Annotated in this window: 24 protein-coding genes; 16 read left to right on the top strand and 8 right to left on the bottom strand. The window is 68.2% G+C overall.

Annotated features, from left to right (window positions below; genetic code table 11):
• Positions 1 to 84 precede the first annotated feature (84 nt).
• A complete protein-coding gene (locus tag TSH20_RS12535; protein WP_109075054.1) occupies positions 85 to 1,491 on the bottom strand; it encodes a PLP-dependent aminotransferase family protein in 1,407 nt (468 codons plus the stop codon).
• 204 nt (positions 1,492 to 1,695) lie between these two features.
• Here TSH20_RS12535 and TSH20_RS12530 point away from each other — a divergent pair, with 204 nt between their 5' ends.
• Positions 1,696 to 2,391 (top strand): response regulator, encoded by a 696-nt coding sequence (locus TSH20_RS12530; RefSeq protein ID WP_109075053.1) that lies wholly within the window; start codon positions 1,696 to 1,698, stop codon positions 2,389 to 2,391.
• A 7-nt stretch (positions 2,392 to 2,398) separates the two neighbouring features.
• Here the strand turns inward: TSH20_RS12530 and TSH20_RS12525 are convergent, their stop codons facing one another.
• From TSH20_RS12525 to msrB, 3 genes are all read right to left on the bottom strand, one after another.
• A complete protein-coding gene (locus TSH20_RS12525) occupies positions 2,399 to 3,025 on the bottom strand; it encodes a hypothetical protein (protein ID WP_109075052.1) in 627 nt (208 codons plus the stop codon).
• Positions 3,026 to 3,067: 42 nt separating this feature from the next.
• Entirely contained in the window at positions 3,068 to 3,631 is a 564-nt protein-coding gene (locus TSH20_RS12520; protein ID WP_109075051.1) for a hypothetical protein, read from the bottom strand.
• Between the two features lie 241 nt (positions 3,632 to 3,872).
• Positions 3,873 to 4,304, bottom strand: coding sequence for a peptide-methionine (R)-S-oxide reductase MsrB (msrB, locus tag TSH20_RS12515; RefSeq protein ID WP_109075050.1), 432 nt, complete (start codon positions 4,302 to 4,304; stop codon positions 3,873 to 3,875).
• Positions 4,305 to 4,595: 291 nt separating this feature from the next.
• Here msrB and TSH20_RS12510 point away from each other — a divergent pair, with 291 nt between their 5' ends.
• On the top strand, positions 4,596 to 5,789 hold the full coding sequence (locus TSH20_RS12510) for a pentapeptide repeat-containing protein (protein ID WP_109075049.1): 1,194 nt from the start codon (positions 4,596 to 4,598) through the stop codon (positions 5,787 to 5,789).
• A gap of 21 nt (positions 5,790 to 5,810) precedes the next feature.
• On the opposite strand, the gene TSH20_RS12505 is transcribed toward TSH20_RS12510, so the two are convergent.
• A complete protein-coding gene (locus TSH20_RS12505) occupies positions 5,811 to 6,806 on the bottom strand; it encodes a BMP family ABC transporter substrate-binding protein (protein ID WP_109075048.1) in 996 nt (331 codons plus the stop codon).
• A 336-nt stretch (positions 6,807 to 7,142) separates the two neighbouring features.
• Here TSH20_RS12505 and TSH20_RS12500 point away from each other — a divergent pair, with 336 nt between their 5' ends.
• From TSH20_RS12500 to TSH20_RS12490, 3 genes are all read left to right on the top strand, one after another.
• Entirely contained in the window at positions 7,143 to 8,375 is a 1,233-nt protein-coding gene (locus TSH20_RS12500; protein WP_109075047.1) for a Bcr/CflA family multidrug efflux MFS transporter, read from the top strand.
• A 105-nt stretch (positions 8,376 to 8,480) separates the two neighbouring features.
• Positions 8,481 to 9,554 (top strand): ABC transporter substrate-binding protein, encoded by a 1,074-nt coding sequence (locus TSH20_RS12495; protein ID WP_109075046.1) that lies wholly within the window; start codon positions 8,481 to 8,483, stop codon positions 9,552 to 9,554.
• A 5-nt stretch (positions 9,555 to 9,559) separates the two neighbouring features.
• Positions 9,560 to 9,862 carry a hypothetical protein gene (locus TSH20_RS12490; protein WP_247871385.1) on the top strand — a complete coding sequence of 101 codons (303 nt, stop codon included), beginning with the start codon at positions 9,560 to 9,562 and terminating at the stop codon, positions 9,860 to 9,862.
• A gap of 7 nt (positions 9,863 to 9,869) precedes the next feature.
• Here the strand turns inward: TSH20_RS12490 and TSH20_RS12485 are convergent, their stop codons facing one another.
• Positions 9,870 to 10,922: a 4-(cytidine 5'-diphospho)-2-C-methyl-D-erythritol kinase gene (locus TSH20_RS12485; RefSeq protein ID WP_109075044.1), complete on the bottom strand. Its 1,053-nt coding sequence runs from the start codon at positions 10,920 to 10,922 to the stop codon at positions 9,870 to 9,872.
• Positions 10,923 to 11,013: 91 nt separating this feature from the next.
• Positions 11,014 to 11,562 (bottom strand): alpha/beta hydrolase, encoded by a 549-nt coding sequence (locus tag TSH20_RS12480; RefSeq protein WP_109075043.1) that lies wholly within the window; start codon positions 11,560 to 11,562, stop codon positions 11,014 to 11,016.
• Positions 11,563 to 11,761: 199 nt separating this feature from the next.
• Between TSH20_RS12480 and TSH20_RS12475 the strand changes: the two genes are divergently transcribed.
• Positions 11,762 to 12,988, top strand: coding sequence for a methyl-accepting chemotaxis protein (locus tag TSH20_RS12475; RefSeq protein ID WP_109075042.1), 1,227 nt, complete (start codon positions 11,762 to 11,764; stop codon positions 12,986 to 12,988).
• Here TSH20_RS12475 and TSH20_RS12470 read toward each other — a convergent pair.
• The gene (locus TSH20_RS12470; protein ID WP_109075041.1) at positions 12,973 to 13,797 is read right to left on the bottom strand and encodes a methyltransferase domain-containing protein; all 825 of its coding nucleotides are present in this window, start codon (positions 13,795 to 13,797) and stop codon (positions 12,973 to 12,975) included. The two genes, TSH20_RS12475 and TSH20_RS12470, sit on opposite strands and share 16 nt — an antisense overlap.
• Before the next feature lie 54 nt (positions 13,798 to 13,851).
• Here TSH20_RS12470 and gloB point away from each other — a divergent pair, with 54 nt between their 5' ends.
• From gloB to TSH20_RS12420, 10 genes are all read left to right on the top strand, one after another.
• The gene (gene gloB / locus TSH20_RS12465) at positions 13,852 to 14,619 is read left to right on the top strand and encodes a hydroxyacylglutathione hydrolase (RefSeq protein ID WP_109075040.1); all 768 of its coding nucleotides are present in this window, start codon (positions 13,852 to 13,854) and stop codon (positions 14,617 to 14,619) included.
• Between the two features lie 95 nt (positions 14,620 to 14,714).
• Positions 14,715 to 15,320, top strand: a complete 606-nt coding sequence (locus TSH20_RS12460) for a glutathione S-transferase N-terminal domain-containing protein (protein ID WP_199232105.1) — start codon at positions 14,715 to 14,717, stop codon at positions 15,318 to 15,320.
• A 283-nt stretch (positions 15,321 to 15,603) separates the two neighbouring features.
• Entirely contained in the window at positions 15,604 to 18,213 is a 2,610-nt protein-coding gene (locus TSH20_RS12455) for a methyl-accepting chemotaxis protein (RefSeq protein WP_247871603.1), read from the top strand.
• Between the two features lie 186 nt (positions 18,214 to 18,399).
• Positions 18,400 to 19,467, top strand: coding sequence for a phosphate ABC transporter substrate-binding protein PstS (gene pstS / locus TSH20_RS12450; RefSeq protein ID WP_109075038.1), 1,068 nt, complete (start codon positions 18,400 to 18,402; stop codon positions 19,465 to 19,467).
• A gap of 108 nt (positions 19,468 to 19,575) precedes the next feature.
• A complete protein-coding gene (gene pstC, locus TSH20_RS12445; protein ID WP_109075037.1) occupies positions 19,576 to 20,559 on the top strand; it encodes a phosphate ABC transporter permease subunit PstC in 984 nt (327 codons plus the stop codon).
• A 5-nt stretch (positions 20,560 to 20,564) separates the two neighbouring features.
• Positions 20,565 to 21,446, top strand: coding sequence for a phosphate ABC transporter permease PstA (pstA, locus tag TSH20_RS12440; RefSeq protein WP_109075036.1), 882 nt, complete (start codon positions 20,565 to 20,567; stop codon positions 21,444 to 21,446).
• A gap of 2 nt (positions 21,447 to 21,448) precedes the next feature.
• The gene (pstB, locus tag TSH20_RS12435) at positions 21,449 to 22,312 is read left to right on the top strand and encodes a phosphate ABC transporter ATP-binding protein PstB (RefSeq protein ID WP_282183496.1); all 864 of its coding nucleotides are present in this window, start codon (positions 21,449 to 21,451) and stop codon (positions 22,310 to 22,312) included.
• 453 nt (positions 22,313 to 22,765) lie between these two features.
• Entirely contained in the window at positions 22,766 to 23,482 is a 717-nt protein-coding gene (locus TSH20_RS12430) for a YoaK family protein (protein ID WP_109075035.1), read from the top strand.
• 17 nt (positions 23,483 to 23,499) lie between these two features.
• The gene (locus TSH20_RS12425) at positions 23,500 to 24,075 is read left to right on the top strand and encodes a TMEM175 family protein (protein ID WP_109075034.1); all 576 of its coding nucleotides are present in this window, start codon (positions 23,500 to 23,502) and stop codon (positions 24,073 to 24,075) included.
• 234 nt (positions 24,076 to 24,309) lie between these two features.
• Positions 24,310 to 25,557 carry a TCR/Tet family MFS transporter gene (locus TSH20_RS12420; RefSeq protein WP_109075033.1) on the top strand — a complete coding sequence of 416 codons (1,248 nt, stop codon included), beginning with the start codon at positions 24,310 to 24,312 and terminating at the stop codon, positions 25,555 to 25,557.
• Positions 25,558 to 25,594 lie beyond the last annotated feature (37 nt).

Genomic DNA, 25,594 nt, shown 5'->3' with positions numbered 1-25,594 from the left:
TCCACAAAATGCTGACAATTCTCAACGCTCGGGTCCGTGACGCACTGGCAGCCATTCCCACCAACACATGAACAAGACAGTTGCTCATACGATGGACAGCATCGCCGCCGCCGGCGCGTCGATCGCGTCGGCCAGTGCGCGCAGGCCACGGGCGGCCTCGTCACGGCTGCGCGGCATGCACAGGCTGACACGCGCTGCATGGGGGGCACTGGCGCGGCCGACGGCGAAGGCATCGGCGCCGGTGACGATCACCCCGCGGCGGCGGGCCTCGCCGATGAAATCCTCGCGCCGCCAGGGTTCGGGCAAGACCAGCCACAGATGCTGGGCCGCCGGATGGCCATAGACCGTTTCGGCCGGCAGGATGGAGCGGGCGAGCCGCTGGCGGGCCAAATCCTCCTCCCGCTGGGTGGCGACGATGCGGTCGGCGGTGCCGTCCTGAATCCAGCGCGTCGCGACCTCCGCCGGCAGGGCAGGGGCGGAATATTGCAGGGCGCGGATGGCGGTCTCGACGCGGGAGCGCAGTTCCGGAGGGGCGACGACGAAGCCCAGCCGCAGCCCGGCGGCGAGGCTTTTCGACACGCCGGACACATAGAGGGTGATGTCCGGCGCCATGGTCTGCATCGGCACGGCATCCGGAACCATGAAGCCGAACACGTCGTCCTCGATCAGGATCACGCCATAGCGGCGGGCGATCTCCACGATCTCGCGGCGGCGGGCGGTGGGCATGACGACCGCCGTCGGATTCTGCAGGGTAGGCACCAGATAGACCGCCTTCGGCCCCAGCCGGCGGCAGGCGCTGTCGAAGGCGTCGGGCACCAGCCCGTGTTCGTCGATGGCGACGCCTTCCAGGTGATAGCCCTGGGTGGCGGCCAGCGCCTTGGTGCCGATGTTGGTCAGCCGTTCCGCCAGGATGACGTCGCCGGGGCGGGCGACGGCAGCCAGTGTCACGGCAAGCGCGTTCTGCGCACCGGTGGTCAGCAGCACCGAGTCCGGGGTGGCCTTGACGCGGTGCTGGCGTTCCAGCCAGGACGCGGCGGCGGCGCGGTGGTCGGGCAGGCCGGCATGGGGGCCGTAGCCGATCAGCGCCGCGGCATGACCGGAGGCGGCGATGGCCGTCAGCGTCTGGCCGAAAGTCTGCACGGCGATCGCATGTTCGGGATGGACCGTCGTCATGTTGACGATCGCAGGGCCGGCCGAGGTCTCGCCGGCCGGCGGCCAGCCGAGCGGCAGGGGGGTGGCCGGCGCACGCTGGCCCTGGACGAAGGTGCCGCGCCCGACCTCTCCGCCGATCAGCCCGCGCTTTTCCGCCTCGGTATAGGCGCGCGTCACCGTGCCGACCGTCACGCCCAAGCGGAAGGCGAGGTCGCGGTGGGTCGGCAGCCGGGTGCCGACCGGCAGAACACCGTCGGCGATGTCGTCGGCCAGTGCGTCGGCGATGACGCGATAGAGCGGGCCGGGACGGCCCTCCAGGTTCGGGGTCCAATTTGTCATGAATACAAATGTGGCATTGTCCCGACCCGCTGGCAAGGTCCACGCGATTGTCCCCGTCGGCAGGGCAGGGAAAAGCCGAACAATCCGGAAACGCCTTGCGCAAGTCCGTTACGCCGCATCTTGTATCAAGTTAGAGGAACCGATAGCTTCGGTATGGGGCGTGGCAGACAATCCGCCACCCATCGCAGTCCGGCACGGGGGACAATGCACACCATCGCGGTGGTCGACGACGATCCCATCACCCGCGAGACCCTGAAGGCCTACCTGGAAGGGGAGGGCTATCGGGTGATGCTGGCGCGGGACGGCGACCAGCTGTCGGCGCTGCTGGCGCGCGGAAGGATCGACCTGCTGCTGCTGGACATCCGGCTGCCGGGCAAGGACGGTCTGGCGGTGACGCGGGAACTGCGGGGGACCTCCAACATCGGCATCATCCTGATCACCGGACGGTCCGACCGGATGGACCGGCTGATCGGGCTGGAACTGGGCGCCGACGACTACATCACCAAGCCGTTCGAACCGCGCGAAATCCTGGCCCGCACCCGCAGCCTGCTGCGCCGCATCGCCAAGCCGACCCGGCCGGCCGGTGGACGGGTGAAGCGGTTCGACGGGTGGGAGCTGCATCTGGACAAGCGCCGCCTGCGCGATCCCCATGGCGAGGATGCGCGCCTGACCTCCGCTGAGTTCGAACTGCTCGCCGCCTTCGTCGAGAATCCGGGGCGGGTGCTGAGCCGGGACGATCTGCTCGACCTCACCCTGCGCGGCGATTCGGTGCCCTACGACCGCTCCATCGACCGGCTGGTCCGCCGCCTGCGCCGCGTGGTGGAGCCCGATCCGGCCGATCCCAGCCGCATCGTCACCGTGCACGGCATGGGCTACATGTTCCAGGCTGCGGTGGATTAGGCTGCGGTCAGGATTGTGCCGATGTGGCCCGGCGCTGCGGGCGGGCGGCCGCGCCGTCTTCCTCCGGCTTTCCGGGCTTGCGGAAGGTGCTGAGTTCGGAGATGCGGTTGACGGTCAGGCCGTTCAGCCGGCAACCGGCGACCTCGACGATTTCAAAGCCGGCCTTGCGAGGATAGCGGGCGGCGACCCGTTCGCGCGCCTCGCGGTCGCCATCGGCGACCAGCAGGTAGCGGCGGACCCCGGACCAGCCGCGATAGCCCCGCTGGTCGGACAGGCTGACGCCGGTGGGGTGGCAGCGGACCGCGACCTCCCAGAAGCGGCCGGGGCGCGGCTCGTTGCGGTCGAAGACGAAATAACGCTGCATCGCCGACGACTTCTTCTTGTCAAGCTCGAGGATGGCGGCCTGCATGTCGATCTCGGCCTTCTGCACGCGCTTTTCCATCTCCGCATGGTGATGCGCCAGCTGGGCGTAGTCGGACGCGACGTCGGCGACCTCCTTGGTCACGTCGTCCACCTTCTCCTTCAGCTTGGACATGGCGAGCCGCGTCACCACAAGCTGGCGGCGCCAGTAGCGGTTGGACAGGACGGTCAGCACCATCAGGCCCAGCGCGAAATACAGCATCATGCCGGTCATGCGGCCGTCCTCTTCATGCTGCCGCCCCTCATGCCGCCCCCCTCATGCCGCGGACGCCTCCGCCTCGGGGTCGGGGGCGAGCGCCAGCGGAACCACCGGCGAGCAGATCACGCCATTGCGCTGGGAAAAGCTGGTCCGGACCGTCCCGTGGGCCTGTTCGGCGGACGGGGCGGTGATGTGGGCGACGTTGCGGTATTCCCAAATCTGGCGGGAGAAGACGATGTCCTTGCGGTCCAGCTCGTTGAAATTGGGCCCGGCGGCCAGCTGCGCCCAATAGACGTCGCCGTCGCTGTCCTGGTCGCCCAGTTCGTGGACAAGCTCAATCTTTGAAAATTCCAGCGCCCGTAATTCGGTCAGCGCCTTTTGGCGCCGGCCGTTGAATTCGGTCAGGCGGGCCTGCAGCGTGGTCAGGTCGACGCGCTTGCGCTCCGTCTTCTGGCGCCATTCGGCGAGCGCGGCGCGCTTCTTGTCGTATTGGCGCTGGTTCATCGCCTCGCGCGTTTTCTCCGCGCTGACGCGGCCGACATCGACGACGATGGACAGTCCGAGCGCGGCGGCGCTGGCGATCAGAAGCAGTATCCCCAGGAATTCGGCCGAAATGACCATTCGCCCTCCGCCAGCCGCACCGAATGCCTGCGCCGGTGTACCGACGCATCGTGCCACGGCGGGCGAAGGGCCGCGATGCCCTCGCGACAACCCGTCGCACGGGGCGGATCATACCATCGCGCTCCAAGCCGAGGTTGTCATTTTTAGCCGAAATAAGAGTAAACCCGCCTTTTTTGGGAGGGTTTATGACCGGATGCCGAACAGGCGGAGTAACCCCGGCACCCGGTCATAGTCCGGCCGGTCAGTCGGTGTTTTCCGCCGGTTCGAAGCTCATGGCGACGCCGTTCATGCAGTATCGCTTGCCGGTCGGCTGCGGCCCGTCGTCGAAGACATGGCCCAGATGGCCCTTGCAGGCGGCGCAATGAACCTCGGTGCGCGGGTAGGCCAGCTTGTGGTCGGTGGAGGTCTCGACGGCGCCGGGCAGCGGCTCCCAGAAGCTGGGCCAGCCCGACCCGCTCTCGTACTTCGTGTCGCTGGCGTAGAGCGGCTGGCCGCAGCCGGCGCAGCGATAGACGCCATGGCGCTTCTCGTCGTTCAGCGGGCTGGTGCCGGGATATTCCGTCGCGTGTTCGCGCAGCACCTTGTACTGGTTGGGCGACAGCTCCCGCTTCCACTCCTGTTCGCTTCTGGCCTGCTCGCCTTTCGCCGATTGCGTCTTTTCCGATTCGGGCATGCCGCCGGTCTCCCATGCTGATGGTCGGTATCCTGAGCCACCTATATTGGTCTGCAATCCCGCCTACCCAAGCCGGGCAAGGCAGCCATCACGCGGCCATCACGCGGTCGTGACCGGCGGGGCGGCCTATATCGGACAGGACGTGCGTCTGCGACAAAAGATTCTTGCCGATCCGGCGAAGGTTCGACCGCTGGTACCTTTCGGAATTGAATCGGTTTCGGTAACATCCTGGACGCCAACAGTCCGGGACAGCGTGTCCGGGACGGCAATGCCGGGGCATAGACGCGCCGCATGATGGATGAACGCTACCTCCGGGCGGTTCGCGATGCGCTGGTGCGGCACCAGCAATGGCTGCTGCGCGATCCGGCAGGGAAGGGGCGTCGCGCCAATCTCAGCTTCTACGAACTGGGCGGACTGGGCCTGAACCGCGTCAACCTGTCGGGCGCCAAGCTGACCGGGGCCAGCCTTGCGCGGGCACGTCTGGTCGGGACGCTGCTGTCCAAGGCGGATCTCTACGGCGCCGACCTGTCGAAGGCCGACCTGACCGGCGCGCAGCTGCAGGGCGCCGACCTGCGAGGGGCCAGGGTGGACGGCGCCAAGCTGCAGAACGCCAATCTGCAGGGTGCGGACCTGCGCCGCGGCATGGTGCTGGACGCCGGCGAATTCAGGGCGGCCGGCAACAGCGACGGCACCACCACCTTCGTCGGCTGCAGCCTGTCCAAGGCGATCCTGACCGATTGCCGGATGGCGCAGTGCGATTTCAGCGGCAGCGACCTGTCCGGCGTCGATTTCAGCGGCAGCGATCTCAGCGGCGCGATCCTGATCGGGGCGGACCTGACCGGCGCCACCATGCGCAAGACGACGCTGGACGGCGTGCTGATGTGCGGCGCCCGGCTGAACGACGAACTGCGCACGGCGCTGGAGCGGCACGGCGTCGACGTGGACGGCACCGGCCTGACCACCACCGCGGCCCGGATGAGCGAACTGATCGCCGAGCACCAGATCTGGGTCGACAAGCTGGGCAAGGGGGGCGACCGCATCCAGTTGCAGCGGATCGACCTGCGCGGCTACAATTTCGCCAACCAGCTGCTGTGTGGGGCGGTGATGCGCTTCTGCGGTCTGCGCGGGGCGGATTTCTCCGGCGCCAAGCTGATGATGGCGGACCTGTCCTACAGCGATCTGCGCGATGCCGACTTCACCAGCGCCGACCTGTCCGGCTGCAACCTGGAGGGCGCCAATCTGGCCGGGGCCAAGCTGTGGCGGGCCAAGTTCCGCAAGGTCGATCTCAGCGGCGACGGCAGCCGGCTGTGGCCGACCAGCTTCGCCAAGGCCCGGCTGAACGGCGCCGATCTGCGCGACGCCAGCCTTGCCGGCGTGGTGCTGCGCGGCACCGACCTGACGGCGATCAAGACCAGCTTCGCCACGCTGAAGGGCGCCGACCTGTCCGCCGCCCGCGGCTGGCAGCCCTTCGAGGCGCCGGCATAGGGGCATCGGCGTAAAAGCGGCTCAGCTTCCGTCGGCGACGGGGATGCGGCCGGCGACGATGCCACGGCGGGCGGCTTCCACCGCATTGACCATCTCCGGGGTCACGAGGTCGCGGTTGTTTTCGTCCACCGCGTAATCGACCGCCCCCTCGGCAAGCCCCAGCGCCACCGTGCCGGCGCTCCAAGTGCCCTGGCGTGCCGCTTCGAGGCTCGAGGCCACCGCCAGATCGACCCGCTTCAGCATCGAGGTCAGGATGGTGCCGGGGTAGAGGTAGTTCTGGTTGCTGTCGACGCCGATTGCCAGCCGCTTGGCTTCGTCCGCCGCGGCGAAGATGCCGAAGTTCGAAACCCCGGCCCCGGCGAACACCACGTCGGCCCCGCGCTGGAACTGGCTGCGCGCCACCTCCGCCCCGCTGGCCGGGTCGTTGAAGGCCGCCGGCGTGGTGCCGACGAAATTCACCAGCACCCTGACGTCGCCGCGGGCATGGCGGGCGCCCTGTTCGAAGCCGGCGATGAATTTGCGGATCAAGGGAATGTCGAGCGCGCCGATGAAGCCGACGGTCCCGCTTTTCGAGGCCAGCGCCGCCAGCACGCCGACCAGGAAGGATCCCTCCTGCTCCTTGAAGGTGACGCTGCGGATGTTCGGCCCCTCCGCCACCGCATCGATCAGCGTGAAGCGCACCGCCGGGTGCGCCGGGGCCAGCCGGGCCAGCGGCGTCGCGTAATAGAAGCCGATGGCGATCAGATCGGTCACCCCGCGCCGCAGCAGCGATGCCGCCGCCTGGTCGAACTGGGCGGGGGTGGATGGCAGATATTCGAGGACGGGAATGCCGGTGGCCGATTTGAAGCGTTCCGCCCCGGCGAAGGCCCCCTCGTTGAAGCTCTTGTCGAACTTCTGCCCCGCCGCATAGACCAATCCGGGCTGGATCGCCGTAGCATGGGCGGGTTGCGGAAGCAGCGCCAGAGCGGTTCCGGCGGCACCGAAGAACAGGATCGACCGGCGGGTCGGGTGCGGCATGGCGCGGCCTCTGGCTGGGTGGAAGCCCTTCATCCGGATTCAATTTTAGGCATGGAATTGCGGTCCGAACCAGAATTTTGTTGCGCCGCGATCCATCCCGGCGCGAGGGCGTGCAGCGAAGCGGGCGACAACCGGTCGACGCTCGGCCAAGGGGCGGCCAAGGGGCGGCCAAGGTTCCGCCAGGGCGCGGATTGTCGCGGCGGCATTCCATCGCAGGTTACTCAAGGCAGCCATGCCGAGACGGGACTTTGCGTCCGGCAGGGGACGGCGCAGCTTAAAAGCTGCGGACTCCGTCCGGTCGATTTCCCCTCCCCCTTTTCACATTTGGATTTGCTGATGTTCGCGCGCCTTGCCGCCGTTCGTTCCCGTTCGCCTGCCGAAAGCCCGTTCTTCATCGCGGCGCTGGGCGTGCTGATGTCGTTCGGACCGATGGGCACCGACATGTATCTGCCCGGAATGCCGGCGATCGGCCGCGAGCTGCATGCGGCGCAGGATCAGGTGCAATGGACCCTGTCGGCCTTCTTCCTGGGCTTCGGCGTCGGGCAATTGCTGTGGGGGGCGCTGAGCGACCGGTTCGGCCGGCGGATCCCGGTGGCGACCGGCATCCTTCTCTATGCCGTCGGCTGCGTCGGCTGTTCGCTGACCGTCGATGTCGGCCATCTGGCGGCTTGGCGCTTCGTGCAGGCGGTGGGGGCCTGTGCCGGGCCGGTGCTGGTCCGGGCCATGATCCGCGACGTGTTCGAGCGCGACCGCGCGGCCAGCGTCCTGTCGATGATGATGCTGGTGATGGGCGCCGCCCCGATCATCGCGCCGCTGATCGGCGGCCAGATCCTGGTGTGGGCCAACTGGCGCTGGATCTTCTGGGCGCAAGCGGCCTTCGGCGCCGTCGCGATGCTGGCCCTCGCCAGCCTGCCGGAAACCCATCCGGAGTCGCGGCGCACCAGCCTGCGCCCGATGGTGCTGGCCGAGTCCTACCGCAAGCTGCTGACCGACCGCCGCTATCTCGGCTATGCGATCGGCTCGTCCTTCATCTATGCGGGGATGTTCGCCTTCATTTCCGGCTCGCCCTTTGTCTATATCGAGCTGTTCGGCGTCCGGCCGGAGAATTACGGCTTCCTGTTCGGGCTGAACATCGTCGGCATGATCATCGTCAACACGCTGAACAGCCGCGCGGTGATGCGCTTCGGGTCCGACATGATGCTGCGTATCGGCGTCTGGCTGTCGGCAGCCAGCGGCATTTTGCTGGTCGCCTGCGTGATGGGCGGCTGGGGCGGGTTGTGGGGGCTGGTCGGCTGCCTGTTTCTGTTCATGTCGTTGACCGGATTCTGCTTCGCCAATTCCATGGCGGGCGCGCTGCAATCCTTCCCGCAGATGGCGGGCACCGCATCGGCGCTCGCCGGCATGCTGCAGTTCAGCAGCGGCGCGGTTTCGGGCTGGGCGGTCGGGCTGATGGCCGACGGCACGGCCATGCCGATGGCGGCGGTGATCGGGGGAGGCGCCCTGGTCGGCCTGGCGCTGAACCTATGGCTGATCCGTCCTTTCCGCCGCCGGTTGCCGGCGGGAGCGTAAAAACAGGAGCATTTTGTAAAATACGGATTGGGGCTGTCGGGGTTCGGCGTGAATTGAATTCCGCGGCCGGGCGGACTAGGCTCTCGCGGCAAAAGGAGACCCGACATGCCGCAGACCCCGCCGCCGAAGCCGCTTTTCAACTCCGCCCGCCCCGTGGCCCGCCGCGATCTTCTGGTGGGTGCCGCAGCGCTGGGCATTGCCGCAGCCACCGCGTCGCTGCCGTTGCCGGCCTTTGCGGCGACGACCCTGCGCGTCGGCTACATTCCGATCATCCCGATGACCCAGCTTTACGTGATCACGGGCGAGGGATGGACCAAGGATGCCGGGTTGAGCCTGCAGACCACCAGCTTCCAGTCGGGGCCGGCGATGATCCAGGCGCTCGCCTCGGGCACGCTGGACGTCGCCTATGTCGGCATCGGCCCGGCGCTGATCGCCCGGTCGAAGGGGGTGAAGCTGAAGGTCGTCGCCGCCAACGTCATCGATCAGGTGGCGCTGATCGGCCGCGGTCCGCTGGCCAAGGCGATGGCCGGCGCCGCCAACCCGGCCGAAGGGGTCAAGGCCTTCCGCGCCGCCAATGGCCGGCGGCCGAAGATCGGCTCGCTGCCGGCCGGATCGGTGCCGGACACCGTTCTGCGCTATTGGATGGCGGAGGTCGCCCACATCGCCCCCGACGATGTCGAGATCGTCGGCATGGGCGAGCAGCCCTTGCAGCAGGCGCTGCTGACCGGGGCCATCGACGGCGCCTCGATCCTGGAACCGATCCTGACGCTGGTGAAGTCGCGCCTGCAGGAGGCCGCCATCATCGCCAAGGCCGGCACCATGTTCCCCAAGCAGCCGGGCGCCGTGCTGGCGGTGACCGAAGACGCCATTGCCAAGAACCGCGACGCGGTGGCCGAACTGGTCAAGCTGCACATCCGCGCGACCGCCTTCGCCAAGTCCAACCCGGACCGCACGGCGGAGCTGGTGACCGACATCATCGGCAAGGGGCTGGTCGAGCGCGACGTGATGCGGGCGGCGCTGACCTCCGACGCGACGACCTTCGTCGACGACCCGCGGGTGATCCTGGATTCCACCAAGAAGATGCAGGCTTTCCAGCAGTCCTTGAACCAGATCACCGAGCCGGTGGATGTCGACACGCTGTTCGACTTCTCCTTCCATGATGCGGCGAAAGGAAAGTGACCGCCATGACCTCCAACCTGCGGCTGGTCATCCATGCGCCCACGCCGGCCGCGCTGGAGCGGGCGCGGAACAATGTCCGCAACCTGCTGAAGGCCCGGCCCGATGCGGAGGTGCGCATCGTCGTCAATGCGGGCGCCGTCGCCGCGGCGCTCGACAGCCCGGATGCGGAGACCGACCGGCACCTGCGCGTCTGCGGCAACACGCTGGCGAAGACCGGCCGGACCGCCGACGGGCTGACGGTGGTCACCGCCGGCGTCCTCGACATCGCCGAGGCGCAGGCGGACGGCTGGAGCTACATGCGGGCGTGAGCCGGTCTCAGCCGACGCCCCAGCCGCCGGTGTCGGGGAACGGCGCGGCGGGCGGCGGGACGCTGGCGGGTTGGGCGGCAACGGGATCGGCGACGATGCCGCGCGGCAGGGCGGGGGCGCCGGGCGGGGTGGGGAGCAGGCGGGTCGGCTTCACCCACCAGCCGGGCGCCGTCGCCGCGATGGTTTTCGCCGCAGATTCCGCCGCCGCCGCCGTGGCGTAGAGACCGAAGCAGGTGGCGCCGCTGCCGGACAGGCGGGGCAGCAGGCAACCGGCGCTGCGCTCCAGCGCCGCCAGAACCTCGGCGATCACCGGCGCCACCGTCAGGGCCGGGGCGGTCAGGTCGTTGGTGCGCTCCAGCAGCAGCGCCGCGAGGTCGGCCGCGTCGGCCGGATTGCGGGTGAAGCGGGCGGGGGCGGAGAAGGCGGCGCCGCTCTTGGCGCGGGTAGCGGCCATCGCCTTGAACACCGCCGGGGTCGGCACCGGTACGTTCGGATTGACCAGCACCACATGGGTTTCCGGCAGGTCCGGCGCCTCGTCCAGAACGTCGCCGATGCCGCTGAAATAGCAACTGCGCCCGGCGACGCAGACCGGCACGTCGGCACCCAGCCCGGCGGCGACCGCGAACAGCGCCGGGTCGTCGGGCGGCACTCCCCACAGCCGGGCGAGCGCCCGCAGGCAGGCGGCGGCGTCGGCCGATCCGCCACCGATCCCCGATGCGACCGGCAGCGCCTTGGTCAGCGCGACCATCACATCGGCCTCGCGGCCCAGCCGGGCGGCCAGCGCGTGGGCGGCGCGCATCACCAGATTGTTCGCCGGGTTCTCGCCCATCAAAGCCGGGCCGAATGGACCGGCGATGGCCAGACGCGGGCCGGCCGGCGGCAGGTCGGCTCCGCGCAGCGCCACACGCGCGGCGGCCGGCGTCAGGGCGATGCTGTCGCCGAACTCGGCGAAGGCGACGAGGCTGTCCAGCTCGTGATAGCCGTCGGCGCGCCGGCCGGTGACATGCAGGTAGAGGTTCAGCTTGGCCGGGGCGGCCTCGACGATGGAAGTGCCGGTCATAAGCTCCAAATCCGCTGGCGGGCGCGCGACGACGCTCCCTGTGTCGCACCCTTTCGCCCGCAGCGGCAAGGGTGCGGTTCAGAGGCCTTATTCAGATCTGGGCGAGCATGTCCTTCAGCAGCGTCTCGCCCATCGGCCAGGGGCCGTGACCACTTTCGGCATTGATGTGGCCGGCCTCGCCGGCGTCGATGAAGTCGGCGCCCCACAGCGCGGCGAAGCCGCAGGCGCGGGCGGCGCTGCAGTAGGGATCGCTGCGGCTGCCGACGACCACGGTGGGGAAGGGCAGCGGATCGGCCAGCACCGGGGCAAAACGACAGGCCTCGACCGGCACCGTCCCAGGCGACTCGACGTCGGGCGGGGCGACCAGCAGGGCGGCGGCGACTTTGTGCGCGGCATCGCCGGCGGTCGCCCAGCGCGCCACCAGGATGCAGGACAGGCTGTGCGCGACCAGCACCACCGGGCCGGGGTCCGAGCGGACTGCATGGTCGAGCCGTTCGACCCACCGGTCGGGCTCCGGCGCGTCCCAATCACCGAGATCGACGCGGGTCAGGGCCGGCAGCCGGCCTTCCAGCCAGGTCTGCCAGTGGTCGGGACCGGAGTTGCCGAGGCCGGGAAGCACCAGAATGGTCGGCTGCGTCATTCTTTCAACTCTTCGTTCGTAAATGTTGCGTGTAGTGTCGGAAGGTTACCTGCGAATCGGGGAATTCTCTCCACGAGGTGGATCGGCATTCCAGGGTGCCGTGAGCGAGGGTGCCGTGAGCGGGGCCGCGGGGAGAGCATCGGGCGTCGTCATGGAATGATGACGGAAAACCATAAACGGGAAGAAGGGGAGAAACGTCTTGGACATCAGCGCCACCATCGCACAGGAACTCTGCGAGTCCATCGGGCGGGAACTGGATTCCGTCGTGTCCTTCGTCGGTCAGGGCGGCAGCGTCGTCGCCTCCACCGCGCGGGAGCGGATCGGCACCACCCATCCGGCCGGCACCGACATCATGGCCCGCCGCCTGGACGAGCGCGCCGTCAGCCGGGACGAGGCGGCCAAGTCCGGCGGCGCCATGCGGGAAGGCTATGCCATCGCCATCGATCTGGACGGCGACCGGGTCGGTGCGCTCGCCGTCGCCGGCCCGACGGAGCAGGCGCGCCGCTTCGCCCGCCTCGCCCGTCATTGGGTGGTGGCGACCTTGCGGGCCGAAACGGCGGAGACGCGCCGCCTCGCCCTGACGCGCGACCTGTCCGAGCGGGTGGAGCGTGAGGTCGGCGGGTTCGCCGCCGAACTGGCCGAGGCCGGCCGCAAGCTGGAATCGGCGGTCGCCGCCGTCCGTTCGGCCGGGACGGAGGGGCTGCGGCAGGCCGCCGATGCCGCCGGTGCGGCGCGTGCCGTCGACGGGTCGGTCAGCGCCATCGCCGGCATGCTGGACCGGCTGGCCTCCACCTCCGACCAGATCTCCGGCGACACCGGCAGGGCGCGGGAGATCAGCCTTGCCGCGGCGTCGGACAGCGACCGCGCCACCACGGTGATGAACTCGCTGCGCTCCGCCGCCGAGCAGATCGCCAGCGTGGTGAAGCTGATCAACGCCATCGCCAGCCAGACCAACCTGCTGGCGCTGAACGCGACCATCGAGGCGGCGCGGGCGGGCGAGGCCGGGCGTGGATTCGCCGTCGTCGCCAACGAGGTCAAGGCGCTGTCGCGCCAGACTGCCGACGCCACCAAGCAGATCGCCGATCAGGTCGCCAACCTGCAGAAGGAGACCGCCGCGGTGGACGAGGCGCTGGGCCGCATCCACTCCACCATCGGCTCGATCCAGGCGATCAACGGCACCGTCGCCGCCGCCATCGACGAGCAGGCGGCCCTGACCTCGGACGTCGCACGCTCGCTCGACCAGTCGCGCCAGGATGCCATGGCGGCGGAGCAGCGGATCGGCGATGCCGAACAGACGCTTGGCGGGGTGACGCGCACGCTGGAGGAACTGACGACGCTGAGCCGAACCATCGCGGAGCGGGCCGGCACCCTGGGCAGCGGCATCAGCGGCCGGATCACCGACGTGCTGCGTCAGGTCCGGGGATAAGGCTGCTGGCAGTCGACGGAGTCGCCACCGGGTATGGTGGCTCCGGCGATGGTGGTGCGGGCGCTGCCGCTGCGGGCGGCAGGCGCCGCACCGCCCGGCAGCGGCACGATCAGCCGGCGCTTCACCGGCTGCTGCGCCGCGCGGCGCGACACGCCGGCGAAGATCTGCTTCGACGCCTCGATCATCGTCACCCCGGCGAAGGCCTTGAACCAGCGCCCGCCGACCTCTTCCCAGGCCGGCGCGGTCTTCTGCAGGAAGTGCGAGCGCAGCGGCGGCATGAACAGGGCGTGGCGGGTGCGTTCCGGCACGAACATGGTGTCGCGCAGAACCTGCTTCAGCTGCGAGGCGGAATAGGGGAATCCGTGGCCGAAGGGCGTCCAGTCGGCGCGCGCCCACAGGCCGCGGCGGTTCGGCACCACCGCCAGCACCCGGCCGCCGCCGGCCAGCACCCGCCAGATCTCGCGCATCATCGGCCGCAGCTGTTCGGTGCCTTCCAGGCCGTGGACCAACAGCACGCGGTCGATGGTGTTGTCGCCGAAGGGCAGGTCGGCCTCGTCGCCCAGCGCCACCATGCCCGGCCCTTCCGCCGGCCAGAAGCTGACGCCCTGGCTGGCCGGCATCACCGCCACCACCCGGTCGGCCTCGCCCATGAAGGGACGCAGGTACGGGGTGGTGTAGCCGACGCCGAGCACGATCTGGTTGCGCACGTCCGGCCAGATGGTGCGGATGCGCCGGCGGATCATCCGCTGGGCGGTGCGCCCCAATCCGGACTCGTAGAACTCCCTCAGATCGACGATATCTGTGTACATGGTATCCCAAGCGTAACACGGGTTTCGTATCGCAACAGCAGGGAGTCCGCTGCCGTGGAGGTCATTCTCGTTCCGGCTTTCGCCGACAACTATATCTATGTGCTGCGCGACGCGGCATCCGGCAAGGTCGGTGTGGTCGATCCCGGCGACGCCGCCCCGGTGCAGGCCGAGTTGGAGCGGCGGGGCTGGTCCCTCACCCACATTTTCCTGACCCACCACCATGACGACCATATCGGCGGCGCCGAGGCGCTGAAGGCCCGCTATCGCGCCAGCGTGGTCGGCGCCCGCGCCGATGCCCACCGCATTCCCGGCCTGGACGTGATGCTGGGAGACGGCGACCGCACGGTGTTCGGCGAACAGACCGCCCGCGTCTTCGCGGTTCCCGGCCACACCAGCGGCCATATCGCCTTCTGGTTCGAGGCGGCGGAAACCCTGTTCAGCGGCGACACGCTGTTCTCGCTCGGCTGCGGCCGGCTGTTCGAAGGCTCTCCGGCCCAAATGTGGGACTCGCTGCAAAGCCTCCGGTCGCTGACCGATTCGACCCGCGTCTATTGCGGTCACGAATACACCCAGTCGAACGGCCGCTTCGCGGTGACCGTCGATCCGGACAACGTCGCCCTGCAGCAGCGGATGGAGGAGGTCGCGGCCCTGCGCGAGCGAAACCAGCCGACGATTCCCACCACCATCGGGATGGAACGCCGCACCAACCCCTTCCTGCGTGCCGACGATCCCGGTGTCCAATCCGCCATCGGCATGTCCGGCGCCCCGTCGGTGGAGGTGTTCGCCGAATTGCGCCGGCGCAAGGACCATTTCCGGGGATGAGGGTTGCCGGCCCGGCGGTGGACCGGCGATCCGGCCTGCCGCTAGCCTGTCGTCAACCAAACCGAAGCGGCCAATCAGAAGCGTAAGGAGCGTCCATGTTGAAGCTGCGCTGGAGCGCCACATCCCCCTATGTGCGCAAGGTGATGATGGTGCTGATCGAACGCGGGCTGGAGGACCGGGTGGAGCGGGTGACGACCGATCCCTGGTCGGCCGACACCGACCTGCCCAAGGACAACCCGCTGGGCAAGGTGCCGGCCTTGACACTGGAAGACGGCACCACCCTGTTCGACAGCCCGGTGATCGTCGAGTATCTCGATTCGCTGGGCGACCGGGCGCCGCTGCTTCCGCAGGCGGGCCCGGCCCGCTGGACTGCGCTGCGGCTGCAGGCCATCGCCGACGGCATCTGCGACGCCGCCATCCTGCGCCGGCTGGAGTCCATGCGTCCGGACGGGGAGAAATCCGCCAACTGGATGGAACGCCAGCGCAAGGCGGTCGCCCGCTCGCTCGATCTCCTGGAGGCCGAGGCTGCCTCGCTGGACGGCGATGCCACCATCGGCACGCTGGCGGTGCTGGTGGCGCTCGGTTACCTCGATTTTCGCTTCGGGCATGAGGATTGGCGCGAGGGTCGGCCGGCGCTGACCGCATGGTTCGCCAAGGCCTCCGACCGCGACGGCCTGCGGCGGACGGCGCCGCCGGTGTAACGCGGGCCGCTGGGCCAAGCTTTTACGCGGCATACGTGCAGTAGAGCGGCGTCCGGCAGGGTCGGGCGCCGCTTTTCTATTCGGCGCCGTTTACGTTCGATTCACCATGGCCGGCTACGCGACGGATGATTTCCCGTCTCCAGCGATCTTTCGATTGTGCGTCGCGAAAACTTCATCGAAGCGTCACCGATTCATCCAACCAGAAGGGCTACCCATGGCGCCGGCCGGCTCGCGGAGAACCGCGGGCGCGGCACGGACAACCTCCAAGCCACGGGTGGCCCTTATGGCAAAGCCAGTCGACCAGCGCCGGCGGTCCGGCATCAAGTCGAAGATGCTGATCGCCTTCGGCACCGTGGCGGCACTTCCCTGCATCGCCGCGGTGGTGGGCTGGATGTCCTATGGCGCCGTCCGCGGCCATGTCGCCGACATCACCGGCACGCAGGTGCCGGTGCTCAGCGCCGCCCATGGCCTTGCCACCACGACGGCGCGGGTGCTGGCGCTGGGGCCGCTGATCGACGCCGCGACCTCCGAGGAGGATCTGGGCCGGCTGCGCAGCGCGGTGGCGGAACAGCGCGGGGCGCTGGACGGGCAGCTCGTCCGGCTGGCGGACGGGTATGGTCATACTGGGGGCGATGCGGATCGCGTCGCGGAACTGACCGGCACCGCCCGCTCGCTGCTCGGCACCATCGACGCGCTGGGGACGGCCACCGGCCGGCGGCTCACTCTGCAGGAACAGCGCAGCGGTCGGCTGGCGGAGCTGAGCGACATTCATGCCAAGCTGCTCGCCGCGCTGAAGCCGGACATGCAGGCGTCGCGCGAGCAGCTGGCCCAGGCGATCGCCGCGATGGTCGAGGCGACCTCGCAATCCTCCGCGGTGATCGGCGCCGAGCTGGGGCAGACGGTGATCCCGCTGTTCCAGCTGCGCGGGGCGGAAGCCGCCCTGGCGAAATCGCTGCTGATCGGCGCGTTCGAGACCGACCGGTCGAAGGTGATGTCGCTGTCCACCGACTTCGACTCCGCGCTGTCCGACCTGCAGGGCGCGTTGCGTCCGCTGGCGAAGAGCGAGGCGGCGGCTCCGGTGGTGGCAGCGATCAACGAGCTGGCGGCGTATGGCGACGGCGACAAGAGCGTCTATACCCGCCGCGTCCGCCAACTCACCCCCGGCATTCCGGAGGCGGAGGCGTACAAGCTGGCCGAATCGCTGGCGGCCGGCGTCGATGACATCGTCCGGCTGGACCGCGACGCCAACGCCCGCATGCTGCCGCTGATGCTCAATTCGCGCGGCCGAATCGCCGAGGCCGGCAACGCCATCGCCGAGCGGATGCAGGACCTGTCAACCAACGTCGTGCCGGCCGCTCAGCACCGTTACACCGTGCTGAGCGGCCTGATGGCCGACGCCAACCTGCTGGCCGGCAAGCTGGCTGAGGCCGGCAATGCGGAAACGCCGGCCCGCCTGACCACTGCACGCCGCACGCTCGATCCGCTGGCGGCGACGATCCGGGCCACCTTGAAGGACTCGAACGACGATCTGGGCGCGGAGACCCGCCGGCTGGCGGAGCGGCTGCTGGCGCTTGGCTTCGGCGACGACGGCATCCTGGCTCTGCGCAGCGGCGAATTGGCGGCCTATGCCGAGAATGCCGCGCTGATCGACAGCAACCGCAGCACCGGCGCCGCCCTGACCGCCATGGTCGACGGGCTGGTCCAATCGGCCGAGCGGGCGACCGCCGACGGGGCCGCCGCCGCCCATGACGCGCTGGAGCGCACCAACGAAATCCAGTTCCTACTGGCGACCGCCGGCGTGCTGCTGGCCGGGCTGATCGTCTCGCTTTATGTCGGGCGCCGCGTCGTCGGCCGGATGGAGGCGCTGGCCGACGCCATGCGCCGGGTCGCCGGCGGCGACCTGACGGTGGAGCAGAAGGCCGACGGCAACGACGAGATCACCGACATGGCCCGCGCCCTGTTCGTCTTCATCGCCAATGCCCGCGCCATGGAAGAGGCGCACGAGAAGGTGGAGGTCGAGCGCCGCAACGCCGCCTCGGCCCGCCGGACCAGCATGCTGGAGATCGCCGACCAGTTCGAACGCAACGTGCTGAGCAGCGTCGAGACCCTGGCCGAGGCCGCCCGCGTCATGGCCGCCCGCGCCCGTTCGCTGACCGACATCGCCGCCAACGCCAACGACCGGGCGGAGGCCGCCATGCAGCTGTCCGGCGAGATGGCGGCGGGGATCCAGCAGGTGGCGACCGCCGCGTCGGAAATCTCGCAGTCGATCGCCGAGATCAGCAAGCGCACCGGGGAATCGGCCCGGATCATCGGCGACACCGCCGCCGGGGCGGAGCAGGTGAAGGCCACCGTCGCCGACCTGTCGAGCACGGCGGGCGAGATCGGCACGGTCGTCGGACTGATCGACGAGATCGCCGGCCAGACCAACCTGCTGGCGCTGAACGCCACAATCGAGGCGGCGAGGGCAGGGGAGATGGGCCGCGGCTTCGCGGTCGTCGCGGGGGAGGTGAAGGCCCTTGCCGGCCAGACCGCCCAGGCCACCGCCGAGATCGCCCGCCAGATCGCCGCGACCCAGGCGGCCAGCCGCGAAACGGCGGAGGTGGTGGCGACCATGACCGGCAGCGTCCAGCGCATCGAAACCAATGCCTCGGCCATCGCCGCGGCGGTGGAGGAACAGGCGATGATCACGTCGAGCATCGTCGACAGTTCCCACCGCGTCGCGGTCGGCACCCAGGCGGCCTCGGACCATGTCGCCGGCCTGTCGGAGGCCGCGGCCAAGGTGCGCACCCAGGCCGGCGACGTGCTGCAGGTGGCGGAAAGCCTGTCGCACGAGGCGACCAGCCTCGGCTCATCCGTGCATCTGTTCCTCCAGGAAATCCGGGCCGCGCGATGAGCGGGCGGCTTCGGGCAAGAACGGGTCGGTTTCATAAAACTGACACGTAAACAAAACAAACCCGTCACTGGCGGCGGCTATGGTCACCGCGACGAAGAAGGCGGGTTACGACGTCCGGCCGAGGCCGGGCATTTCTCCAACCCAACGACACCGTCCAAACCTATCGGGAGTTTTGCCGTGAAAACCATGACTTCGGCGTTCGTTCGTTGCGCCGCCTTCGGTGCCCTGGCCGCTCTGTCCGTGTCGGTCGCCCCGCTGTCGGTCGCCTCGGCCGCCGACATCTCCGGCGCCGGTGCCACCTTCCCGTACCCGATCTATGCCAAGTGGGCCGACGCCTACAAGAAGGAGACGGGCACGGGCCTGAACTACCAGTCGATCGGTTCGGGCGGCGGCATCAAGCAGATCAAGGCCAAGACGGTCACCTTCGGCGCGTCGGACATGCCGCTGAAGCCGGAAGAGCTGGAGCAGGCCGGTCTGATCCAGTTCCCGATGATCATGGGCGGCGTGGTTCCGGTCGTGAACCTGAAGGGCATTAAGGCCGGCGAAGTGAAGCTGTCGGGCACCGTTCTCGCCAACATCTACATGGGCGAGATCACCAAGTGGAACGACCCGCAGATCAAGGCGCTGAACCCCGACGTCAACCTGCCGAACACCGCCATCGCCCCGGTCTACCGCTCCGACGGGTCGGGCACCAACTTCCTGTTCACCGACTACCTGTCGAAGACCAGCCCGAAGTTCAAGACCCAGATCGGCGCCAACACCTCCGTCCAGTGGCCGGCCGGCATCGGCGCCAAGGGCAACGAAGGCGTGGCCAACATGGTCAAGCAGACGGACGGCTCGATCGGCTACGTCGAATACGCCTACGCCAAGCAGAACAACATCACCCACCTCGACCTGCAGAACAAGGACGGCAAGACCGTCGCTCCGAAGATCGAGGCCTTCCAGGCTGCCGCCGCCAACGCCGACTGGGCGAACAGCAAGGGCTATTACGTCCTGCTGACCGACGAGCCGGGTGCGGAGAGCTGGCCGATCACCGGCGCCAGCTTCATCCTGATGTACAAGAACCCGCAGGACGCCTCGGCTTCCGGCGAAGCGCTGAAGTTCTTCGACTGGGCCTATAAGAACGGCGACAAGATGGCGACCGAGCTGGACTATGTCCCGATGCCGGACTCGGTGGTGTCGCTGGTCCAGAAGACCTGGGCGCAGACCATCCAGGCCGACGGCAAGCCGGTCTGGACCGCGTCGGCCAAGTAACCACGGCCAACCGACCTCGGGTGGGCCGGCGGACGGCTCGCCCGAGGGCATGATCGCCGGTGGGAACGGAAATTGCGCCGTTCCCACCGCACGCCTCACGGAGCGGCCATGACCGAGATCGCGCTGACCTTGACCGACGCACACGCCTCCACCGCCCGACGGGCCCGCCGCCAGCGCCTGCAGGATGCGGCCTTCCGCAACGCCACCCTCGCATTCGCGCTGCTCGTCCTGCTGATCCTGGGCGGCGTCACGGTTTCCCTGATCGACGGCGCGCTTCCGGCACTGCGCACGTTCGGCTTCGGCTTCGTCGCGACCGAAGTCTGGAACCCAGTGTCCGAGCAATTCGGCGCGCTCGCCCCGATTTACGGCACGCTGGTCACGTCCATCATCGCCATGGCCGTCGGCATTCCCGTCAGCTTCGGCATCGCGCTGTTCATCACCGAGATGTGCCCGGCCTGGCTGAAGCGCCCGCTCGGCGTCGCCATCGAGCTGCTCGCCGGCATTCCCAGCATCATCTACGGCATCTGGGGCCTGTTCGTCTTCGCCCCCTTCATGCAGTCGACCATCCAGCCCTTCCTGATCAACACGCTGGGCCAGATCCCCGGCATCGGCAACCTGTTCATGGGCCCGCCCTACGGCATCGGCATCCTGACCGCCGGCCTGATCCTGGGCATCATGGTGCTGCCCTTCATCACCTCCATCACCCGCGACGTCTTCGAGACGGTGCCGCCGATGGTGCGCGAGTCCGCTTACGGGCTGGGCGCCACCACCTGGGAAGTGGTGTGGAACGTGGTGCTGCCCTACACCCGCACCGGCGTTGTCGGCGGCGTCATGCTCGGCCTCGGCCGCGCGCTGGGCGAGACGATGGCGGTCACCTTCGTCATCGGCAATGCGCACCGCATCAGCTCCTCGATCATGGCGCCGGGCACGACGATCTCGGCCTCCATCGCCAACGAATTCACCGAGGCGGTCGGCGACGTCTACACCTCCTCGCTGGTGGCGTTGGGCCTGATCCTGTTCCTGATCACCTTCACCGTGCTGTCGATCGCCAAGCTGATGCTGCTGCGCCTGCAGCGCAAGGCCGGAGTCTGAGGCCCATGACGATGTCCAATTCCGCGACGCTGGCGACCCCCATCGGGGGGCTGTATCACCGCCGGCGCATTGCCAACAAGCTGGCGCTGACCCTGGCGCTGGGCGCCGCCGGCTTCGGCCTGTTCTGGCTGGTCGCCATCCTGTGGACGCTGCTCTACAACGGGCTGTCGGCGATCAATCTCAGCCTGTTCACCGAGAACACGCCGCCGCCGGGCGGGGAGGGCGGTCTGCTGAACGCCATCTTCGGCAGCGTCATCATGACCACGGTCGCCACACTGGTCGGCACGCCGGTCGGCGTCATGGCCGGCACCTATCTGGCGGAGTTCGGCCGTGGCACCAAGCTGGCCGAGGTGGTGCGCTTCATCAACGACGTGCTGCTGAGCGCGCCGTCGATCATGGTCGGCCTGTTCGTCTACGAGGTGCTGGTCGTCCGCATGGGCCATTTCTCGGCCTGGGCCGGCGCCATGGCGCTCGCGGTGCTGGTCATCCCGGTCGTCGTCCGCACGACCGAGGACATGCTGAAGCTGGTGCCCAACAGCCTGCGCGAGGCCGCCGCCGCCCTGGGCGCGCCGCAGTGGAAGGTCATCACCATGGTGGCCTACCGCGCCGCCCGCAACGGCATGATCACCGGCGTGCTGCTGGCCGTCGCCCGCATCAGCGGTGAAACCGCGCCGCTGCTGTTCACCGCCCTGAACAACCAGTTCTGGAGTGCGGATATGAACGCACCGATGGCCAACCTGCCGGTGGTCATCTTCCAGTACGCGATGTCGCCCTATGAGGACTGGCGCCAGCTGGCCTGGGGTGGCGCGCTGCTGATCACGGTCGCCATCCTGCTCCTCAACATCGGCGCCCGGCTGCTGGCCGGTCTCGGCACGACGAGAAAGTAACCATGACGATGACCCACATGGACGCCAACAGCCCCGCCCACGGCAGCCGCCAGATGCCCCCCAGCATGATGGGCGGAACCGCCGCCGATCGTCCCATCGCCGGTGCCGGCCTGCCCGAGAAGATCAGCGTCCGCAACCTGGACTTCTTCTATGACGGCTACCGGGCGCTGAAGAGCATCTCGCTGCCGCTGTATGACCGTCAGGTCACCGCCTTCATCGGCCCGTCGGGCTGCGGCAAGTCGACCCTGCTGCGCATCCTGAACCGGATGTACGACCTCTATCCCAAGCAGGTCGCCACCGGCGAGGTTCTGCTGGACGGCCACAACATCCTGTCGCCCAAGCAGGACCTGAACCTGCTGCGCGCCCGCGTCGGCATGGTGTTCCAGAAGCCGACGCCGTTTCCGATGTCGATCTACGACAACATCGCCTTCGGTGTGAAGCTGTACGAGAAGCTGTCCCGTGCCGACATGGACGAGCGGGTGGAGTTCTCGCTGCGCCGCGCTGCGCTGTGGGACGAGGTGAAGGACAAGCTGCGCCAGAACGGCATGAGCCTGTCCGGCGGCCAGCAGCAGCGCCTGTGCATCGCCCGCGCCATCGCGGTGAAGCCGTCTGTCCTGCTTCTGGACGAGCCGACTTCCGCGCTCGATCCCATCTCCACCGCCAAGTGCGAGGAACTGATCGACGAGCTGCGCTCCGACTACTGCATCGCCATCGTCACCCACAACATGCAGCAGGCGGCCCGTATCTCCAACTTCACCGCCTTCATGTATCTGGGCGAGCTGATCGAGTTCGGGAACACGGAAGAGATCTTCACCAACCCGACCAAGGAAAAGACGTCCGAATACATCACCGGCCGCTTCGGCTGACGTTTTGCGCCGCCGGTCCTTTCCGCTTTTGGGCAGGGCCGGCGTCATTTTGTATTTCAGGTGTTGGAAGTCGGCAGCGGCTGGGGAGGGAGACACGCCCCACGGCCCCGAAGGCTACCCGGCATCCCTTACGGTACGCCGCTGCCTATTCACGACTGTAACACCATAATGTGGGTGTCGGCATAGACGCAGGTGACTGTTATTTCCATAATCTAACTTATGCGTTTCTTGTTTGTAGGCGCAATGTCAAAATGTCAGTCCCTCGCAACATAGAACTGTCAGTCCTCCATCAGATTTGCGTCACCAAGGTGCCGGTGTCGCTGCCGATAGCCCTCCCGCATCCGCAGGATGTGCAGAATTTTCCAAACCGGCCGCGAACCGACAAGACCGGTGTCGCGTCGATGACAGACTTTGTCGCTCCACCCACATGAAAACATTGGGAAGGCGACGGCAATGTCCGCACCGGCTGCGAGTGGCACTTCTCCCCTGCCATGGCTTCTGCTTCTCCTGTCGGTGACGACGGGGCTGGTCGACGCCATCAGCGTTCTTGGGCTGGGCAAGGTCTTCACGGCCAACATGACCGGCAACATCGTCTTTCTCGGCTTTGCCGCGGTGGGAACGCCGGGCTTTCTGGTCATGCCGGCGGTGACGGCGCTGGTCTCCTTCCTTGCCGGCGCCCTGATCGCCGGCCGGCTCGGCAGGACGCTGGCCGGACGGCCGATGCGGCACTGGCTGCTGGCCTCGGCGCTGTTCGAAACGTCGCTGTTCTGGATCGCGGCGGTCGTCGCTGCCGGCTTCGATGCCGACCTGAATGCCGCGGTGCAATCCAGGGCGTTCGGCATCTATGCGATCATCGCCCTGACCGGGTTCGCCATGGGCTTCCGCAACGGGACCGTCCGGCAATTGAAGGTTCCCGACCTGACCACGACGGTTCTGACCCTGACCCTGACGGGGGTGGCCGCCGATTCCAGCCTCGCCGGCGGGGCGAACCTCAACCTCGGCCGGCGGCTGGCCAGCGTGGCGGCGATCTTTCTCGGGGCTGCCATCGGCGCCGTCATGGTGATGCAGAGCGGATTGGTGCTTCCCCTGGTCGTCGTGGGGGCTCTGGTGCTGGCCGGCACCGCAGTCTGCGCGCTTCACCCCGTGGCCGCCGCGCCGGCAGCGGCCTGACGCTCCGGAGATCGATCATGAAGGCCGGCCGGATGGAGGCGTTCACCGATGGGGTGCTGGCAATCGTCATCACCATCATGGTGCTTGAGTTGAAGGTGCCGGTTGATGGCAGTCTTGCCGCGCTGGCGGAGCGTGTTCCCATTCTGCTGGCCTATGTGCTGTCCTTCATCAATGTCGGACTGTACTGGAACAACCATCATCATCTGTTGCAGGCGACCACGCGGATCGACGGGCGGGTTCTGTGGGCGAATCTTTTTCTGCTGTTCTGGCTGTCGCTGGTTCCCTTCGTCATCCGCTGGCTCGACGACAGTTCGTTCTCGCCGGTGGCGACGGCGGCTTATGGCGTCGTCCTCGGCATGGCGGCGGTCGGCTACAGCCTGACCGAACATGCGATCATCGCCTGCGGCGGCCGGGAGTCGGCCGTGGCGCGTGCCGTCGGATCCGATCTGAAGGGCAAGATCAGCCTGGCCATCTATGTGTTGGCCATTCCGGCGGCCTTCATCCTGCAATGGCTGTCCATCCTGCTGTACGTCCTGGTGATCCTGTTGTGGCTGGTGCCTGACCGCCGGATCGAGCGCACCCTGGAGGGGTGACAAAGCGATCAGCGCATACAGGGATTTGCCGATGGCGGCGATCGGCAAGCCGACCTGACCGCGTGCGACGGCAAAACATATCCGCTATCGGAAATAATTCGCTTCACAACCGGCTGCGCGCATCCTATGATGATGCTTCATTGCGCGATGCCGCCCGGCCTGCCCTCTCTGGCCGGGGCGCGCCCGCGCCCTGTTCGGGCGCCTTAAACCTCGTTGTTCCTGAAGGTCTTTTCCATGTCTCCCGTTCTTCGTCCGCGCAAGGCCGCGACGGCCTTCATTCTCGTCACCGCGGCGCTCGATATCGTGGCGATGGGCATCGTCATTCCGGTGCTGCCGGCGTTGATCGAGCAGTTCGTCGGAGCCGACGCCCAGGCCGGCACCATCAATGGTGCGCTGATCGCGCTGTGGGCGCTGATGCAGTTCTTCTGCTCCCCGGTGATCGGGTCGCTATCCGACCGGTTCGGGCGGCGGCCGGTGATCCTGCTGTCGGCGCTGGGTCTGGCGGCCGATTATGTGCTGATGGCGGTGGCACCGAACCTGTGGTGGCTGGTGGTCGGACGGGCGATCGCCGGCGTCACCTCCTCCAGCTTCACCACCGTCTTCGCCTATATGGCCGACGTGACGCCGCCGGAGCAGCGGGCGCGCGCCTATGGCCTGATCGGCGCCGCATTCAGCGCCGGCTTCATCGCCGGTCCGCTTCTGGGCGGTCTGCTGGGCGAAATCTCGCCGCGGGCACCCTTCTGGGGGGCGGGCCTGCTCAGCGGGCTGGCGTTCCTCTATGGTCTGGTGGTGCTGCCGGAATCGCTGCCGCCGGAAAACCGCATGGCCTTTTCCTGGCGCCGGGCCAACCCGTTCGGGGCGCTGCGGCTGCTGCGTTCGCACCCGGAGCTGTCGGGTCTGTCGATGGTCAATTTCATGCTTCATGTCTCCCATCAGGTCTTCCCCGCCGTTTTCGTGCTCTATGCCGCGCATCGCTATGGCTGGAGCGCCTGGGATGTCGGGCTTCTGCTGGCGGTGGTCGGCGCGCTCGACATGGTCATGCAGGGGCTGGTGGTGTCGCGCATGGTGAAATGGCTGGGCGACCGCGGCACGATGGTCGTCGGCCTGTTCGGCGGGGCCGTCGGGCTGGCCTGCATGGGGCTGGCGCCGAATGGCGGCTGGTTCGCGCTCGCCATCCTGCCGAACGCGCTGTGGGGCTTGGCGATGCCGACCATCCAGTCGCTGATGACGCAGCGGGTCAGCCCGTCGGAACAGGGTCAGCTGCAGGGTGCCAACATGAGCGTGGCCAGCGTCGCCGGCATCCTGTCGCCGGTCTTCTTCGGGGCGGTCTATTCCGCTTCGGTGGGCAGCGAAGCGCTGTTCCCGCTTCCGGGTGCAGCCTTCCTGATCGCGGCGCTGGTGCTGCTGGCCGGTGCGCTGATCGGCTGGGTGGTGGCTCGCCGCAATGGACGGGCCGTGGGGGCGGACGGTGTCGCCGCCTGAACGGCACCCTGCCCTTCCCCGTGCCCAACCCCCATGG

The organism is Azospirillum sp. TSH20 (assembly GCF_003115935.1).
GTDB lineage: Bacteria > Pseudomonadota > Alphaproteobacteria > Azospirillales > Azospirillaceae > Azospirillum.
Note: the sequence above shows the minus strand (reverse complement) of the source record. Positions and strands in the feature narration are given on the sequence as shown.